This is a genomic window from Calothrix sp. FACHB-168, assembly GCF_963889195.1.
Taxonomy (GTDB): domain Bacteria; phylum Cyanobacteriota; class Cyanobacteriia; order Cyanobacteriales; family Nostocaceae; genus Aulosira; species Aulosira anomala_A.
Map to the genome: position 1 here is coordinate 1 of NZ_CAWPNJ010000078.1, position 17,847 is coordinate 17,847.

Here is a 17,847-nt window from a genome sequence, read left to right on the forward strand (position 1 = left end):
ACGCTCTTCCGATCTCTTGCCCGCCTTTGACTATGGGCGGGCAAGATGCCCACCCCACAATAAATAGTTGTATATTTTTTTATTTGGAAGTCCCTAAATTAAGGCGGAGCTTCACAATTATCGTGATGTATTGGTGCGTTGCGCTACGCGACAACACACCCTACATTGAATAATTACGAATTACGAATTACGAATTACGAATTACGAATTATTCCCCTAGACGTTAAATCGGAATAACATCACATCGCCTTCTTTGACAATATATTCTTTACCTTCACTTCTGACTAAGCCTTTTTCTTTGGCAGCATTCATTGAACCAGATGTGATTAAATCCTCATAACCGACAGTTTCCGCGCGAATAAATCCCCGTTCAAAATCGGAGTGAATTACACCTGCGGCTTGGGGTGCAGACATTCCGGCGTGAATTGTCCAAGCGCGGGTTTCTTTGGGGCCACTGGTGAAATATGTCCGCAAACCTAATAAAGTATAAGTAGCCCGAATTAAAGATTTTAAACCGCCTTCTTCTACACCTAAAGAGGCGAGAAAATCAGCTTTATCTGCTTCTGGTAATTCGACAAGTTCAGCTTCTACTTGAGCGGAAACTATGACAACTTGAGCATTTTCTTGGGAGGCGATTTCTCGCACTTTCTCTACAAAATCATTCCCTGTAGCTAAGTCATCTTCAGAAACATTGGCAGCGTAAATTATCGGTTTATTTGTCAGCAGTCCTAAACCTTTAATTATCTCCGTTTCTTCATCTGTTAAACTGATTTGTCTGACAGATTTACCTTCATTTAAAGCCGCAGATAACTTTTCTAACACTGTGACTTCAAATTGTGCTTCTTTACTAGTCCTGGCTAGTTTGCGGGTACGATCAATGCGGCGTTCAATTTGTCCTAAATCTGCTAAACCTAGTTCTAAATTAATGATTTCTACATCTCTGGCTGGGTCAACAGAACCAGCAACGTGAATAATATCATCATTTTCAAAACACCGCACCACATGGACAATGGCGTCAACTTCCCGGATGTGGGACAGAAATTTATTTCCTAATCCCTCACCCTCACTCGCACCTTTAACTAAACCGGCAATATCGACAAACTCAACCCGCGCGGGAACGATTTGTTCGGAATTGGATATGTTCGAGAGAACATTTAAACGCTCATCCGGTACTGCGACAACGCCGACATTCGGTTCAATGGTGCAAAATGGGAAGTTAGCAGCTTCGGCTTTGGCGTTAGCCACCAAAGCATTAAATAACGTAGATTTTCCGACGTTGGGTAGTCCGACAATTCCGGCTCGTAGCATTTTAGATTTTCGATGTTGGCTTACATTACCAAGGATAATTTAAACCGGTTCGGGAATTGTTTGGGGTATTGTTCCGGGAACTGTTTGGGGAATCGGTGCGGGAACCGTTTGGGGTATTGGTTCGGGAATCGGTTCGGGTATTGGTTGGGGAATATTTGGCGATGGTGCGGGTTCGGGGCTGGGTAAGGGATTGGGGACGGGATTGGGTATTTGTGGTTCGGGGATAGAAATGGCTTTTGGTTGAATCATGGAAAGTCTCAAGTAATTTAGGCGACTTTCTTACGCTAGATGATAAGTTTAGCTGGTGACATCTTCCTAAATGGGCATTGGGCATTGGGCATGGGGCATTGGTTGGTGCAATTATTTTGGTGAGTTAGGGGTAAGACTCCTCACTGATACCGAAATCCCGCCGTCACCCTCCAAGGGTGCGGCTAATTGAACAAAGCCTGCAAAAGCAGGCTCAATTTCTCTAGCCTGCGGAGGCAGGCTTTGTAGCGTGAGCCAGTGGCTTATAGCCTGCGGGCGGTGTGTCGGGTAAGCGAGAAAAATTTTTTATGGAGCGGATTTAGTAGTCTGTCAATTTTGTTTTGAGGGGTTTTTGGTAGTGCGGGCATCTTGCCCGCGTGAGCGAGACGCTCACACTACTGTCCCTCATTTCAACCCTGACAGACTATTAGTTTAATGTTCTCAAACTGGGGTTTGAGTTCTCAAACTGGAGTTTGAGTTCTCAATCTGGGGTTTGAGAACTCATTTGAGTATATTCCGCAGGCAAAAGTTAATATTGAGTTCTCAATCTGGGGTTTGAGAACTCATTTGAGTATATTCCGCAGGCAAAAGCTGATATTGAGTTCTCAATCTGGGGTTTGAGAACTCATTTGAGTGTATTCCGCAGGCAAAAGTTAATATTAAGTTCTCAATCTGGGGTTTGAGAACTCATTTGAGTGTATTCCGCAGGCAAAAGTTGATATTGAGTTCTCAATCTGGGGTTTACTTAATATTTTCAGTAATTTCCTGTATTTTTATCAATTTTATATGTCTTAAAAATGACAATTTATTTGCAGAATTTTCTCAGGCTGATTGTAGGGAAGTTTTTTAAGCTAAAGAAGCTGAAATTGGATAATTTCAGAACTAATAACCAAATAATCGCATTAAAAGGTGCATTTCATGGCTAGACAAAAAAGAAGTTCTCAAGTACTCAAAAATGCAGCGCGACGCGCGGCTGGTATAAGTTCAATCGATCAAAATGTAGATGTTGGTAGTGGATTAACTTTATCAGTTTACTCTAGCCTGATTGAAACTATGCGCAGTAAAGAAACTGCCTATAATACTGCGCTTTCTAACTTAGATAGGTTATACCGAGACATGTTAGAAACAGAGCAGCATTTGGCAGATATGAGCGAACATATACTGATGGGTATTGGTGTTAAATATGGCAAAAGTAGTGCAGAGTATGGTATGGCAGGAGGGGTTCCTAAAAACAAACGCCGCAAGGGATTGCGCGGTGAGTCTTCAGTTGTTAGTAATCAGCCAAGTGAATAATTGCTGATGTTGATGAAATACAGCGAATTTTCAGTTAGTAAGGTACAGATAATCGTTGATTGTAGGGGCATTGGCACTGCCATGCCCGATATGCTGTAATTTTCATCGCCACACGATAAAAGGACAAGGAAAGGGGGATAAGGGGAAAATCACTCTTTCAAGTAGCAGAAGGGAAGAGGGCATGGCACTGCCATGCCCCTACAATCTGTCGTATTCTTTGTTTACAGCTATTTTCAGGTAAATAGACCACGCTGTAGGGGCACGGCACGAGTAAAATTATTGTATGTATCGAAGGATTGTCGATGCCGTGCCCCTACGACAGATGTGGTTCTATTATTATTCCCCCATGCCCCATGCCCCATGCCCCATGCTCTATGCTACCTATGCCTCGTCTGCGCGATCGCTTGTCGCCATGCATGTAATAATGTTAACCGTTGCTCTTGATTCATGGTAGGCTCAAAGCGTTTCTCTACCTGCCATTGCTGGGTAATTTCCGCTTCGCTTTGCCAGTAACCAACCGCTAAACCGGCTAAATAAGCAGCGCCTAAAGCCGTGGTTTCGGTAATTTTGGGACGAACTACAGGGACACCTAAAATATCAGCTTGAAATTGCATTAATAAATCGTTACGGGATGCACCGCCATCTACCCGCAGTTCGGAAAGTTCTAGTTGGGAATCTTGGCGCATGGCTTCAATCACATCAGCTGTTTGATAGGCAATACTTTCTAAGGCTGCGCGGGCAATATGGGCGCTGGTGGAACCGCGAGTTAAACCAACAATTGTGCCCCTGGCGTAACTATCCCAATAAGGTGCGCCTAAACCGACAAAAGCCGGGACGAAATACACGCCACCGTTATCAGGTACATTACTCGCCAGGGTTTCTACATCTGCACTGTGCTGAATAATTCCCAATCCATCACGCAGCCATTGGACAACCGCCCCAGCGACAAATACACTACCTTCTAAAGCATATTTGGTATGTGCGTTAATTGACCAGGCAATTGTAGTGAGCAGTTTATGTTGAGATAGCATTGGTTGATTACCGATATTTAAGAGTAGAAAACAACCAGTGCCATAAGTATTTTTTGCCATGCCACATTCTAAAGAGGCTTGCCCAAAGGTAGCTGCTTGCTGGTCTCCGGCAATTCCGGCAATGGGAATGCGACTGCCAAACAGACCTTCGGATGTATATCCATATACTTCTGATGAACTCTGCACTTGGGGAAGCAGGGAACGGGGAATATCGAGAATAGTTAGTAATTCATCGTCCCATTGCTGAGTGTGAATATTGAATAACAAAGTTCGGCTAGCATTCGTCACATCTGTAACGTGCAATTCCCCTTGAGTTAATTTCCAAATTAACCAACTATCAACGGTGCCAAAGGCTAATTCGCCACGTTCAGCTTTTGCTCGCGCTTCTGGGACATTATCCAGCAACCACTTAATTTTAGTCCCGCTAAAGTACGCATCGATGACCAATCCGGTTTTCTGCTGAAATATTGTCTCATAACCAGCAGCTTTTAGGCGATCGCATTCCCCAGATGTGCGTCTATCTTGCCAAACAATGGCATGATAAATCGGCTTCCCCGTCTGACGCTCCCAAACTAGCGTCGTTTCTCGCTGATTAGTAATCCCAATCGCCGCAATATCGCTCGCCTTAATGCCAATCCGCGCTAAAGCTTCATTCGCCACCCCAACCTGCGAAGACCAAATTTCCTCCGGATTATGCTCTACCCAGCCAGGTTGGGGAAAGATTTGGGGAAATTCCTTCTGCGCGATCGTCAGGATATCGCCATTGTGGTTAAATATAATCGAGCGCGAGCTAGTTGTACCTTGGTCAAAAGCCAGAATATATTTAGTCATCTTCAATTACCAATTCAAAATTCAAAACTTGTACTGAGCCTGTCGAAGTATTCAAAATTAAGATGTAAATTTGAGTTGAGGAACGAAACCCAACATTTACCAATTCAAAATTCAAAATTCAAAATTCAAAATCCAAAATCCAAAACTTGTACTGAGCCTGTCGAAGTATTCAAAATTAAGATGTAAATTTGAGTTGAGAAACGAAACCCAACATTCCAAAATCTCGTAATTGTTGGGTTTGACTCTGTTCAACCCAACCTATAATTATCTAAATCCAGGCTACAGATAATTCTCTCCCTGCCCCCTATATGTGTAATCTATCACCATGAGTTTTTCCTGAGAATTTTCCCGCCAATTTTTCAGCAGAAATTCAGCATACTTGAGGCAGAAAACGCAATACTTCAAATAGTACAGTCATCAGGCATCAACTAGGGTTTATCATGACCAATCTTACCCAAGAAGAAATCAGACTAGAAGCGGCAAGACATCAGAAAGGCAAATGGCGCAAGTGGGGGCCATATTTAAGCGATCGCCAATGGGGAACAGTGCGGGAAGACTACAGCCCTAACGGTACAGCTTGGGACTATTTTACCCACGATCAAGCCCGTTCTCGCGCTTATCGTTGGGGTGAAGATGGCATTGCGGGGATCTCCGATGAACGCCAACGCTTATGTTTTGCAGTTAGCCTTTGGAATGGTGAAGACTCTATTCTCAAAGAAAGATTTTTTGGGTTAACTGGTAATGAAGGCAATCACGGCGAAGATGTTAAAGAATATTACTTTCATCTTGACAATACACCCACTCATTCCTACATGAAAATGCTTTATAAATATCCCCAAAAAGCATTTCCCTACGCTCAATTACTGGCAGAAAATCAAAACCGCAGCCGCCATGAACCAGAATTTGAATTATTAGATACAGGTATATTTGATGATAATCGCTACTTTGATGTATTTGTAGAATATGCCAAAAATTCTGCTGAAGATATCCTGATTCAAATTCAAGTTGCTAATCGGGGTGACGCAGCCAAGACATTACATTTATTACCTACCTTATGGTTTAGAAATACTTGGTCGTGGAATGGTACAAATGATAAACCACAAATTCAAAAAGTTAATTTTAATAATGACCTAAATATTCTCGAAGCGGTGCATTCATCTTTAGGTAAAAGGTGGCTTTACTGTGACGGAGAAGTAGAGTTTTTATTTACCGAAAATGAAACCAATAACGCGAAGCTATTTGATACAGCTAATGCTTCTCCCTATGTTAAAGATGGCATTAATGAATATATTGTCCGGGGTGATAAAGCCGCAGTCAATCCCGATAAAATCGGTACAAAAGCGGCTGCTTACTATGTATTAAATATTGGTGCTGGTGAAACTAAAACTGTCCGCTTGCGTTTGAGTCACAAAGCTGATTTAGCTGCACCCTTTGGTACAAAATTTGAGGAAATCTTGACTACCCGCCAGCAAGAAGCAGATGAATTTTATCAAAATTTAACGCCCTTTACTCTGAGTGAAGATATGCGCAATGTCCAGCGCCAAGCATTTGCGGGGATGTTATGGACTAAACAATTTTATTATTACGATGTCGAGAAATGGCTGCAAGGCGATTCTGGCACAATTCCCCCACCAAAAGCACGTAAATCTGGCAGAAATCGCGAATGGTTTCACCTGAATAACGAAGACATTCTTTCTATGCCAGATAAATGGGAATATCCCTGGTATGCAGCTTGGGATTTAGCATTTCACTGCATACCTTTGGCAATGATTGATCCAGATTTTGCTAAATATCAATTAGATATTTTAACGCGGGAATGGTATATGCATCCTAATGGGCAAATTCCTGCTTATGAATGGGCATTTAGTGATGTTAATCCCCCCGTACATGCTTGGGCAACTTGGCGGGTTTACAAGATTGAACAGAAAATGTATGGACGAGCAGATCGGCAATTTTTAGAAAGGGTATTTCAGAAGTTATTACTAAACTTTACTTGGTGGGTAAATCGCAAAGATACTGAAGGTAATAATGTCTTTCAAGGGGGATTTTTAGGATTAGATAATATTGGCGTATTTGACCGCAGTGCAACTTTACCTACAGGCGGACATATTGACCAATCTGATGGGACAAGTTGGATGGGAATGTATTGCTTAAATATGTTGACAATTGCTCTGGAATTAGCACAAGCTAATCCAGTTTATGAAGATATTGCAACTAAATTTTTTGAGCATTTTTTATATATTGCTGATGCGATGAATCATATTGGTGAAGAGAAAAGCAGCTTATGGCATGAGGAAGATGGCTTTTTCTATGATGTGTTACATTCACCCCATCAACAAATTAGTTTAAAAGTTAGGTCAATGGTAGGGTTAATTCCTCTATTTGCTGTTGACACTATTGAACCAGAGATATTAAATTTACTACCTAACTTTAAGCGCAGATTAGAATGGTTTATTAAAAATCGTCCTGATTTGCGGCGAAATGTCGCTTGCATGGAAACTGAAGGAATGGAAGCGCGGAGATTATTAGCGATTGTTTCTAGTAATAAGTTGCGCCAAATTTTGCAAAAAATGTTAGATGAAACTGAATTTTTCAGCGATTACGGTATTCGCGCTCTCTCGCGATTTCACGCCGAACATCCATACATTTTTAATGTCAATGGCTGTCAATTTCGTGTAGATTATGAGCCTGCGGAATCCAGCAGTGGTTTATTTGGTGGTAATTCTAATTGGCGCGGTACTGTTTGGTTTCCGGTGAATTTTCTATTAATTGAATCGCTGCAAAAATTTCATCATTATTTAGGCGATGATTTTAAAATTGAATGTCCTACAGGTTCGGGTAAAATGCTAACTCTGTGGGAAGTAGCATCAGAATTATCGCAAAGATTAATCAATATTTTCTTGCAAAATTCTGCTGGTAAACGTCCTGTATATGGGGGAGTGGAGAAATTACAAACCGATCCGCATTGGCAAAATTTGATTTTATTTTATGAATATTTTCATGGTGATAACGGTGCGGGAATCGGTGCGAGTCATCAAACTGGGTGGACTGGTTTAGTAGCGAAACTAATCCAGCAGTTTGCTGAATATGAAGCACAAAATCCAGAATCAGAAATTCAACAAGCGAAACAGGCGATCGCAAATTTTTAAATTTACAGCATATTTCAGGTAAAATAAGATACGCGCTTCGGGGCATGGCAATGCCAGTGCCCCTACAATCAACGATTATATGTACCTCACCAACTGGGAATCTGCTGTAACTGAGGTAATCACTCTGCGTCTCTGTGGTTAAATACAATATATTCTAGAGGGTATGGCACTGCCATGCCCCTACATATCATTGCTAGAACTGAGAGTATAATCGGCTGCTGCTTGGGTACGGCGACGGCTCATTTTCTGTTCGTATGCGTCGTAGGCAATACATGTCCAAATTAAAGGTATAAATAGGGCAGCTTTGTTAAAACTCTCGACGCCATTGGGAAATAAAGTACCAGATGGGACAATCCCAAATGCTAAAACGATGCTAATCGTCATCAGTATCAGTAGTAACCCCGTCCAGCGCACCCAATAGTTGAGTGCAAACAATCCACCTAATACCAGTTCTGCTAAAGGTAGTAACCAAGCATAGGGAATTGCAAATAACCAAGGTAAAGGCCCTACACCTTCCCATCCGGGGGGAATTCCCGGGCCGATGATTTGCAATTTCAATGTCAGGACTGTTTGGTAAAATCCGTTGGGAACGCTAAAGTTGAGATAGTTAGCAATTCCCGACAGAAAAAAGAACACACCCATTGTGATGCGACTAACAGTAACCGCCATGCGCAGGTTGAGTAGGTATTTCATCATAAATCCTCAAGGTGAGATGCAGATATAAGTAATGGCAAAAATGAAAAAACTTTATCGGGGAGGGGGAGTCAGTTGATTAAGTAAACTCGGTACACCCGTCCAACCCAAGCTTTGCTGAAATTGTCGGGGTTGCGCCGCACGCCAAATGAGGGGAGTGGCTAAAATTAGTCCCGCCATGAGAGCAATCGCTCCAGATAGCCAATGAGTTTGTCCGAGTTGCATGTGAGAAACAGGACGATGGCGTTGGAATAATTCGTCGGTTAACCACTCAGCTGTTACTTTGTGATTGTGCGCTGGGTTTGGTAGTAGTTCTAAATATGTGCCTTGGCGAATTAAATGTCCTGGCTGTCCTTTAATCTGGACTTTATTAAACAAGTTAGCCACGCTTTCATTCAGTCCCAGTTTCATCAAAGTACCGCGCATACTAATTGGCATAGGTACAGTGAGTTTACCTTCCCGCATCCGCTTGAGATTCACTGCGATCGCTTTTCCCTGTTGATAAGCTACTTGTGCTGTTGGTGGTTGGGGATTTTCGGCATCTGTAGCACAATCTCCCGCCGCAAATACTTCGGGAAAGTCTGGTATTTGCAATGTCGGCGTCACTAATAGCCGTCCTCGGTTGTGCGGTACTGGTAAGTCCATTAATAAGGGATTAGGTGCAGTTCCCGCAGTCCAAACGATAGTTCCCGCCTGTAAAATCTGGATTTTATCTTGTTTTTGGTACTCAATCCCATCTGCTTGAATTTTGCTGACGGCTGCATCAAATATGAAATCAACGGGAACTACACGATTTTTCAGCGCTGTTTGCACTGTGCAGCGCAGGTGGCTATTAACATCACCTTTGAGAATTTCTCGGCTGCGGTTGACGAGAAATACGCGAATTTCTGCGGCATCACCGCCTAATTCGTCATACCAAATGGGTAATAAATCTGCTAAGGTACAGGCTAGTTCAATTCCTGCTGGCCCAGCGCCGATAATAGCAACAGTCAGCAGCAATTGCCGCCTTGCAGAATCGTCAGTTTGAATCGCTTGATGCAGACGGTGACGCAAGTGTTTTCGTAATGCGATCGCCTGTTCTCCAGATGTAAACGGCATGGCATATTCTGCTGCGCCGGGAGTATTAAAGTAAGTTGTTTTGCTACCTAGTGCTAATACTAGGTGACTATAGCGAAAAACTTTACCTGAATCTAAGGTAACTTGGCGTTGATCTAAATCAATAAATTCCACCGTATCTTGAACGAAATTCACACTGCTACCTGCTAATAGTTCTTTGTAGCGAGGATAAACTTGTTCGCTATGCAGTTCACCACTGAGTAGTTCATATAACAATGGCTTAAAACTAAAGCGATCGCGCTGTTCAATTAAAATAATCGGATGGGGGTAATTTTGCTGGCTTAAATGCAAAGCTGTAAACAATCCAGCAAAGCCACCACCCAGGATGACTGTGGGATTAGATGCTTGCTGCATAGGTGTTAAGAGTCGCTTTTGGGAACTGCTCTTAGTATCCTGGTAGCTAGCGATTCTGAGGTGATGAATAGCTAAAACTTAGATGAGAAATTTCCGGGAATTTACCAGATTGTTTTCACCCGATTCTCAGGAATTATTCAGAATATGGATATTTTTAACGAGCAGCCAAAGGGCACAAATAAATTGAGTTTTCTGGAATTTTAGTCTAGCAATGGGAAAAAGTTCTCTAGCTGTATCATGTAAGAAGTTAGATGGAGCTAATATGAGCATTATCCTCACATCAGAACAAGAAAAAATTATTCAAAATTTACTGTCTACAGGTAAATTTAACAATGCTAGTACAGGTCGGCGGAAATGAGCATACCATTGTAGTGCGAGCATCTTGCTCGCGTTTGTCAGCGAGCAAGATGCTCGCACTACTCTAGATTATCAAAATGAATTTATAAAATGGTATGGTTATTTACGCCATGCAGCACTAGTGAAGTAATTCAAGCTGCGTTACGCCTGTTAGAGCAAGAAAGTATATCCGAGCGAGAATGGCTTGATAAAACACGCCCTCTCATTGAGGAAGGAATAGCATCATTAGAGAATGGTGAAGGAATTGATGGCGAAACTTTTGTCAATCATCTGTTAGCAGATTTACAACAGGTTAAAAAATCTCAGAAATGAGCCAATATATTATTTCATTACCTAAAATCAATATTTGAAAATCTTGAATAATAATTAGGGACTTGCATCAGAAATTCAGCAGGCGAAACAGGCGATCGCGAATTTTTAAATTTACAGCATATTTCGGGTAAAATAAGATACGCGCTTGGGGGCATGGCAGTGCCAGTGCCCCTACAATCAACGATTATCTGTACCTCACCAATTGGCAATTCGCTGTCAGGGAACTCCAAAAAATAATTTATCCAACTTGTAGGGGCACGGCATACACAAACTTTCGGTATTACCGATATTTTATCGGTGCCGTGCCCCTACCCCCGTGGGTATTTTTTTAATTGGAAGTCCCTCAATTTGGCGACAGACTACTAGGTGATGCTAATACCTTGAGGCTGCTAAGACGCAAATCTTCACAGCCAGTAATAAATCCCCCTGTGGCTTGGATGTGTTGCAAATATTCAATCGCAGCTTTGGTAATTAACTCTCCTGGCATTAACACTGGTATGCCTGGGGGATAGGGACAGACGATTTCTGCACAGATGCGATCGCGTGTTTGTTCTAGGGGTAAAGTTTCTGTAGGGGTGAAAAAAGCCTCGCGGGGAGAAATTTGCACAGAATTACGCACCATAAAAATATTATCCCAGAAAATTGACTTGGTTTTTGCAACTGGCGGTAAATTTATTTGCGCCAAGGTAGTCAAACCTTGAATTAAATTCTCAATATCGGCTGGGGTGTTACCGAGACTAATAATAAAGGTGAGATGTTGCAGTGATGCAAATTCTGGCGTTACACCCAATTGTGCATCTAAAATTTCCTCGGCGGCAAAGCCGGTTAAACCTAAGCCGGAAACGGTGACAGTAAGGCGGGTTTTATCTAAGGTGACAAAGCCAGGTGTGTGCTTGTGAGGCAGATTTACCACCGATAATCCGGGAATTTGGCTAATTTTAGTTCTCGCTAACTCCGCTAATTCCAATGTGCGGCACATTAGCTGTTTACCTTGCATTGCCATTTGCTGACGCGCTGCATCCAGGGAAGCTAAGAGGATATAACTGGGGCTGGTAGATTGGACTAATTGCAAAGCTTTATTTACACGGTCAATATCTATTCTGTTACCTTGCAGGTGTAACATCGAAGCCTGCGTCATTGCACCCAAGGTTTTGTGGATGGATTGGACAGTTAAATCTGCACCTGCGGCTAATGCTGGGGTAGGTAAATCGGGATGAAAAGCAAAGTGCGCGCCGTGAGCTTCATCCACGAGTAAGGGAATATGATATTCATGGGTAATTTCGGCGATCGCAAGTAAATCTCCGCAAATACCGTAATATGTAGGGTAAACTATTAACACCGCTTTGGCGTCGGGATGCTGTTGTAATGCCGCTTGCACAGCTTGGGGTGTAATACTGTGGGCAATATCTAAAACTGCGTCATATTCAGGATTGAGAAAAATTGGCACAGCACCAGAAAGAATTAAACCAGCGATCGCCGATGAATGCACATTACGCGGCAAAATAATTTTATCCCCTGGATTAGAGGTAGCAATAATCGCCGCTTCAATACCGCAGGTAGAACCATTCACCAAAAACCATGTTTGTTTAGCACCAAAGGCTTCAGCCGCTAGTTGTTGCGCTTGCAGAATCGCCCCTTGGGGTGCAAATAGATTATCTAAATTTGCTAACTCAGTTAAATCAGCACCAAACACCGCTTTACCCAATAAATCAGCCAAAGGTAGCGCAATTCCCTGTCCCCGCTTATGTCCTGGGGTATAAAAAGGCGCGTGGGGTTTTGCTGCACAGGCTTTTAAAGCGGCGATTAATGGCGTTTGATTTTGGTTCAGCATGACAGCGATTTTTATCAATTTACCAAGCAGGGTGAACAGCAAACTCTCCAAATTCATTAGTGTATGACAACTTCAGAGCTAGAAAACTCCAAGCCTGAAATTTCGGCAAAATCTCCCTTAATTGCCGAAAAATACTAGGGCGATCGCACTGGAATTTATCTCCTGTTTCTCACACGATTGGGTACAAATGTACTATAATAAATATAGCGCCCACAAAGCCCGGTTAAGTTGAGAATGGCTCTGTGGAAGGTTTCTGGAAGGAAGATAGAATTAACGATGAGTAATATGATGAAGCACTACATTCTCAACCTCAACCCCACGGCAAAGCATGAATGGGATCGGTGTATTTTACGCGATCCTCTGACAGCAAAACGCCCAGATATAGCCAAGATAATCGCTGATGCGGTTGGTGCAGATACAGGAAGTTATTTAGTGAGTGTGAATATCGAAGTCACAGTATTAGAACAAGCTGCGGTACCACAAGCCGAACAACTTTCCCTTTCATTTCCAGAGATGACACCTCCATCTCAATTACGGGAAGTGGCGTAGGAAGAGAGATGATAAGGGGCTAGGGAAGGGAGACAAGGAAGAAAATTGTAGAGACGCGATTCATCGCGTCTTTGCCCAATGCCCAATGCCCAATGCCCAATGCTCAATGCCCCATGCCCCATGCCCATTTACCTAATATTAATTATGCAACTGAGTTATTATCCGGATGCAATAGTACAAGCTGCTCATCGAGTTAATGAACTAGATTCGCAATTGATGGCAGTACAACAGCAAATTAACCGCTTTGAAGGTAACGCCGATCGCAGTGCTGCTTTTGATATAGATTTAAAGAATGATGCGCAACGCAAAGCGCGGCGCTTTGAAGTGCTGCTGGTAAATCAAGAATATCAAAAAGCGATAGATACCCAGCTAAGATTAACCGCAGAAAAAACAAATGCGATCGCTCATTTGGAATATCTGCGTAACCAGTTTAGTGTAGCCAAGTTAGAAGCCAGATTAGCGATCGCCCAACAACTCACTGATTTTGAATCTCGCGAATTAGTAGGATTGTAAATCATTGTCTAACGCTTAAACACACAGATACCCGACTTTTCTCGAAAGTCGGGTATTTTTTGAGAATTACCCTTGAGAATCTGTACTCCACACTTTTTCCCTCTAATAATTCTCTCTTCCTTGGCGTACTTGGCGCACTTGGCGGTTCATTTCAAGCAAATTTCTTGCATCTTCGCCAAAATATCTAGATTTAAGCAATATTAAACTCGATAATCACAGCTGAGAAGTGCAAATTTTGAGTTACAAGACTCAACCATCCTGTGCTGAAGGAGAAATTTCCAGCTTTTTGCATGATTGTTCAAGAGATTTACACGAAACGCCGAGTTCCGAACACCAACGTTCAAGAGATTTACACAAAACGCCGAGTTCCGAACACCAATATTCAAGATATTTACACAAAACGCCGAGTTCCGAACGCCAACGTTCAAGATATTTACACGAAACGCCAAGTTGCCAACACCAACGTTCAAGATATTTAGGCGAAGCGATGGAATAGAAAAGTAGCAATCAACCCCATCATCAGCATCTTACTGAAAAATAATATTTCCCATACCCAATGCCCAATGCTTATTTCCGTTAAAATTTAACTACTTCCGTCCAGCTTCAAACTGTTATTTAAGTAAGTAGGTAAAAATATAGCAATCCTACATATATAAACAAAAAGGATAACTGACAAATGACCATTGACTATTGACTATTGACCATTGACCATTGACCAATAACATTTTATGCTTGACCTGACAAAACTAGCGCGACAAATGCAAGGTTTAAGTCAGCATCTTTCTTCAGAAGCTGCTGCAAGTCGTCAACGTTTAGAATTAGCACAACAATATCTTCACAAAGCTTATAGCGAACAACAAGATTTAATCGCTCGTCAGGAGAAATGGCGCGATCGCATTCTCTTTGCTAATGCTACACCCATAGAGCCACTAGAAACTTGTATTGAGATTCCAGTACCGCCAAAAATTCATACTGTAATTGCTACTGATGGTTCGCAAATTGCGCCTAACCACCATGAAATTGCTTACTGTTATCTGTTAAATATTGGCAGAGTCGTTTTACATTACGGACAAAATCGCCATCCTCTCTTAGATAGTCTGCCAGAAGTATTTTACCGTCCCGAAGATTTATATATGTCTCGGCAGTGGGGAATTAGAACTGAGGAATGGATGGGTTATCGCCGTACTGCTAGCGAAGCTACAGTCTTAGCTGAATTAGCTTGTGCAGTCAAAGGAGAAGTACCTACCTTAGCGATGGTGGATGGTTCCCTAATTTACTGGTTTTTAGAACAATTACCCCTTGATGCCCGCGATCGCATTTTACCCCCCATCATCGCCGCTTGGCAGCAAATGCGCGACGCCCAAATTCCCTTGATGGGATATCTCAGCGCTTCTCGTAACGTCGAAGGGATGAACTTTTTACGCTTATTAGCTTGTCCCCATCCCGTACCCGACTGTATCAGTTATTGCCCCAATCAATTAGAAAAGGTTCCTTGTAAAGTCTTTGAACCCTTGCGCGACACTTCCCTGTGGACAACTCAACTCAAACCAGGACAGCGCGGCCCCTTGTGGCGCAGTAATGCCAGGATTTTAGATTTATACGAAGACCAAAACATATATTTTTGCTACATTCATGTCGGTACCGAAATTGCCCGGATAGAAGTACCTGCCTGGGTAGCAGAAAATACCGCCATGTTTGACCAAGCCTTAGGATTGATGCTGGCACAGGTGCAAAAAGGGTATGGTTATCCAGTAGCGATCGCTGAAGCTCATAATCAAGCTGTAGTACGTGGTGGCGATAAGACACGCTTTTTTGCGTTACTGGAGAAGCAAATGATTAAAGCTGGCTTGAGAAATGTCGGTACTTCTTATAAAGAAGCGAGAAAGCGCGGAAGTATTGCCTGAAAGGTCATTTGTCATTGGTCATTGGTCATTTGTACTACCAATTTAAATCTTATTGGCGGCACATCAATATATTCTAGAGGGCATGGCATTGCCATATCCCTACCATGTATCGCATTCTTTTTTTTAATTAGCCCCTCACGAGAAAATCTCACAACCAAATATGAAAATCTCTCTTTCCTAGCCCCTAGCCCCCATTTTCTAGCTAGGATCACAAATTTGGACAGCGACACTAATCTGTCACGGATGACAAATTATGTGTCACTGTAAAAAAGAAAAAGACCGTGAAACATAATGCTTCACGGCTTTTCGTGTGGTGTGAGGAGCTTAACTACAAATCATCATAAAGTAGCTCAATTGTGAAAATAATCCGGTTACACTTTTGGTAACCAAAAATTTGCTAAACCCAATACAAAATTACTCTGCTGGCGACGGAAGGGTTTCCCGGCTTGAGGCAAGTGGCGTTTGCAAACACGCCTTACCGCTACCTATACTAATCTTGCTTAATCATGCTTAAGCAAAGTCATTTGCTATGCAAGTGAAATTAAACAAGATATTTATAAACTTATTTTAAGAAATATTAAAGCAAATAGTACAGACAAAAACCACATTTTTAGCAAAAATATGGAGCAAAATTTTTTTTGCTTAACCCAATGTTGCCAAATATTGCTAAATGTAACGATAATTTAAATCTAAAGACAATATTAAAATAAAATAAATCCTTGACTGTACAAGGTTTGCGGGTTTTCTTAATATTTTGTAACTAAATCTTTGAACCCAAATAAAAAATTGCACAAAATTTGCACAATTGGATTGCTTTAATCAATTGCAGGTTCAAAAAACCACTGAACTCTTTAACCTGGATGGAAGAGTTCAGTTTCTGAAAAATTGAGGCTCAACTATTTCACGATCTGAGCTTGTGAGTCTTAGAGAAGTAGTTGTTATGGATATTAGCAGTATTGAATTGATGGATAACTGTACCGTTAGTTAACTTTAAATAGCTAACAGTTTCGGGTGGAATTTGCCCGGATTTGCAAGGGATTAAAACTTGCTAGTTACTGTTTGCTGATTTACTGATGATAGCGTAGTTATCTCTCAACAAATTGTGTTGCTTGTTCACATCAAGATTCAGAATTTTGAACCTAATTTGAATCCACAGCATAGTAATTATTTAGGAGATGCTGGAATGCTTGACGCTTTTACCAAAGTAGTTTCCCAAGCTGACACAAGAGGCGCTTACGTTAGCGATTCTGAAATCGATGCATTAAAAGATATGGTATCTGCTGGTGCTAAACGGATGGATGTTGTAAACCGCATCACCGGTAATGCATCCACAATTGTAGCTAATGCAGCTCGGGCACTATTTGAAGAGCAACCCCAGTTAATTCAACCAGGTGGTAATGCTTACACCAACCGTCGTATGGCTGCTTGCTTGCGCGACATGGAAATCATTTTGCGCTATGTAACCTACGCTGTATTTGCAGGCGATGCTAGCGTTTTAGACGATCGCTGCTTAAACGGTTTACGTGAAACCTACTTGGCTCTAGGCGTTCCTGGTGGTTCTGTAGCGGCTGGCGTTTCTAAGATGAAAGAAGCAGCGATCGCGATCGCTAACGATCCCAACGGTGTTACCCGTGGTGACTGTAGCTCCTTAATGTCTGAATTAAGCAGCTACTTTGATCGCGCTGCTGCGGCAGTAGGCTAGAAAAATCCTCGACTAGCTCAATCTTTCATTATTTCTAACGCACACCTTTACATAATTTGTTGAAAGGATAATCAGCATGAAAACCCCTTTAACCGAAGCAGTCGCTACCGCAGATTCTCAAGGTCGGTTTCTGAGCTCTACAGAAATTCAAGTAGCATTTGGACGTTTCCGTCAAGCATCTGCTAGCTTAGATGCAGCTAAAGCATTAAGCGGAAAAGCTTCTAGCCTAGCTTCTGGTGCTGCGAATGCAGTATACCAAAAGTTCCCCTACACCACCCAAATGCAAGGTAAGAACTTTGCTGCTGACCAACGTGGTAAAGACAAGTGTGCGCGCGACATCGGTTACTATATCCGCATTATCACCTACTGCTTAATCGCTGGCGGTACAGGCCCTCTAGACGACTACTTAATTGGTGGTTTGGCAGAAATCAACCGTACCTTTGATCTATCTCCTAGCTGGTATGTTGAAGCTCTCAAGCACATCAAAGCTAATCATGGCTTGAGCGGCGACCCAGCTGTTGAAGCTAACTCCTACATTGACTATGCAATCAACGCTTTAAGCTAAGAGTTGATTTTTGCCCAGAACAACTAAAGGCTGTGGATGCTAATTTTCTAGCATGGACAGTTTTATGGGGTTCTGGGCATGTTTTTTCTGATT

At 42.2% G+C, this 17,847-nt stretch carries 16 protein-coding genes; 10 read left to right on the top strand and 6 right to left on the bottom strand.

What is annotated here, in order from left to right; genetic code table 11:
• Nucleotides 1-216: 216 nt before the first annotated feature.
• On the bottom strand, nt 217-1,308 hold the full coding sequence (gene ychF, locus AACW45_RS34650; RefSeq protein ID WP_190637602.1) for a redox-regulated ATPase YchF: 1,092 nt from the start codon (nt 1,306-1,308) through the stop codon (nt 217-219).
• 39 nt (nt 1,309-1,347) lie between these two features.
• Nucleotides 1,348-1,557 (bottom strand): hypothetical protein, encoded by a 210-nt coding sequence (locus AACW45_RS34655; RefSeq protein ID WP_190637604.1) that lies wholly within the window; start codon nt 1,555-1,557, stop codon nt 1,348-1,350.
• 915 nt (nt 1,558-2,472) lie between these two features.
• On the opposite strand from AACW45_RS34655, the gene AACW45_RS34660 reads away from it, so the two are divergent.
• Nucleotides 2,473-2,847, top strand: coding sequence for a hypothetical protein (locus AACW45_RS34660; protein ID WP_096645441.1), 375 nt, complete (start codon nt 2,473-2,475; stop codon nt 2,845-2,847).
• 377 nt (nt 2,848-3,224) lie between these two features.
• On the opposite strand, the gene glpK is transcribed toward AACW45_RS34660, so the two are convergent.
• On the bottom strand, nt 3,225-4,709 hold the full coding sequence (glpK, locus tag AACW45_RS34665; protein WP_190637606.1) for a glycerol kinase GlpK: 1,485 nt from the start codon (nt 4,707-4,709) through the stop codon (nt 3,225-3,227).
• Between the two features lie 440 nt (nt 4,710-5,149).
• Between glpK and AACW45_RS34670 the strand changes: the two genes are divergently transcribed.
• Nucleotides 5,150-7,858, top strand: a complete 2,709-nt coding sequence (locus AACW45_RS34670) for an MGH1-like glycoside hydrolase domain-containing protein (RefSeq protein ID WP_190637607.1) — start codon at nt 5,150-5,152, stop codon at nt 7,856-7,858.
• A 180-nt stretch (nt 7,859-8,038) separates the two neighbouring features.
• On the opposite strand, the gene AACW45_RS34675 is transcribed toward AACW45_RS34670, so the two are convergent.
• Nucleotides 8,039-8,554: a DoxX family membrane protein gene (locus AACW45_RS34675; protein ID WP_242045460.1), complete on the bottom strand. Its 516-nt coding sequence runs from the start codon at nt 8,552-8,554 to the stop codon at nt 8,039-8,041.
• 51 nt (nt 8,555-8,605) lie between these two features.
• Complete coding sequence (locus tag AACW45_RS34680; RefSeq protein ID WP_190637609.1) at nt 8,606-10,021, bottom strand: NAD(P)/FAD-dependent oxidoreductase; 1,416 nt, start codon at nt 10,019-10,021, stop codon at nt 8,606-8,608.
• A gap of 211 nt (nt 10,022-10,232) precedes the next feature.
• Here AACW45_RS34680 and AACW45_RS34685 point away from each other — a divergent pair, with 211 nt between their 5' ends.
• Together AACW45_RS34685 and AACW45_RS34690 are read left to right on the top strand one after the other, a co-directional pair.
• The gene (locus AACW45_RS34685; RefSeq protein WP_190637611.1) at nt 10,233-10,379 is read left to right on the top strand and encodes a ribbon-helix-helix domain-containing protein; all 147 of its coding nucleotides are present in this window, start codon (nt 10,233-10,235) and stop codon (nt 10,377-10,379) included.
• A gap of 89 nt (nt 10,380-10,468) precedes the next feature.
• Nucleotides 10,469-10,690, top strand: coding sequence for a ribbon-helix-helix domain-containing protein (locus AACW45_RS34690; RefSeq protein WP_190637612.1), 222 nt, complete (start codon nt 10,469-10,471; stop codon nt 10,688-10,690).
• A gap of 343 nt (nt 10,691-11,033) precedes the next feature.
• On the opposite strand, the gene AACW45_RS34695 is transcribed toward AACW45_RS34690, so the two are convergent.
• A complete protein-coding gene (locus AACW45_RS34695; RefSeq protein ID WP_190637614.1) occupies nt 11,034-12,521 on the bottom strand; it encodes an aminotransferase class I/II-fold pyridoxal phosphate-dependent enzyme in 1,488 nt (495 codons plus the stop codon).
• A 285-nt stretch (nt 12,522-12,806) separates the two neighbouring features.
• On the opposite strand from AACW45_RS34695, the gene AACW45_RS34700 reads away from it, so the two are divergent.
• The 6 genes from AACW45_RS34700 (at nt 12,807) to cpcA (ending at nt 17,754) form a co-directional block, all read left to right on the top strand.
• Entirely contained in the window at nt 12,807-13,070 is a 264-nt protein-coding gene (locus AACW45_RS34700) for a hypothetical protein (protein WP_096647830.1), read from the top strand.
• A gap of 141 nt (nt 13,071-13,211) precedes the next feature.
• On the top strand, nt 13,212-13,583 hold the full coding sequence (locus AACW45_RS34705) for a hypothetical protein (protein WP_096645434.1): 372 nt from the start codon (nt 13,212-13,214) through the stop codon (nt 13,581-13,583).
• 235 nt (nt 13,584-13,818) lie between these two features.
• Nucleotides 13,819-14,079, top strand: a complete 261-nt coding sequence (locus AACW45_RS34710; protein ID WP_190637616.1) for a hypothetical protein — start codon at nt 13,819-13,821, stop codon at nt 14,077-14,079.
• 232 nt (nt 14,080-14,311) lie between these two features.
• Complete coding sequence (locus tag AACW45_RS34715; protein ID WP_190637618.1) at nt 14,312-15,487, top strand: DNA double-strand break repair nuclease NurA; 1,176 nt, start codon at nt 14,312-14,314, stop codon at nt 15,485-15,487.
• A gap of 1,183 nt (nt 15,488-16,670) precedes the next feature.
• Nucleotides 16,671-17,189 carry a phycocyanin subunit beta gene (locus tag AACW45_RS34720; protein WP_190637620.1) on the top strand — a complete coding sequence of 173 codons (519 nt, stop codon included), beginning with the start codon at nt 16,671-16,673 and terminating at the stop codon, nt 17,187-17,189.
• A gap of 76 nt (nt 17,190-17,265) precedes the next feature.
• On the top strand, nt 17,266-17,754 hold the full coding sequence (gene cpcA / locus AACW45_RS34725) for a phycocyanin subunit alpha (protein WP_096645249.1): 489 nt from the start codon (nt 17,266-17,268) through the stop codon (nt 17,752-17,754).
• Nucleotides 17,755-17,847: the final 93 nt, after the last annotated feature.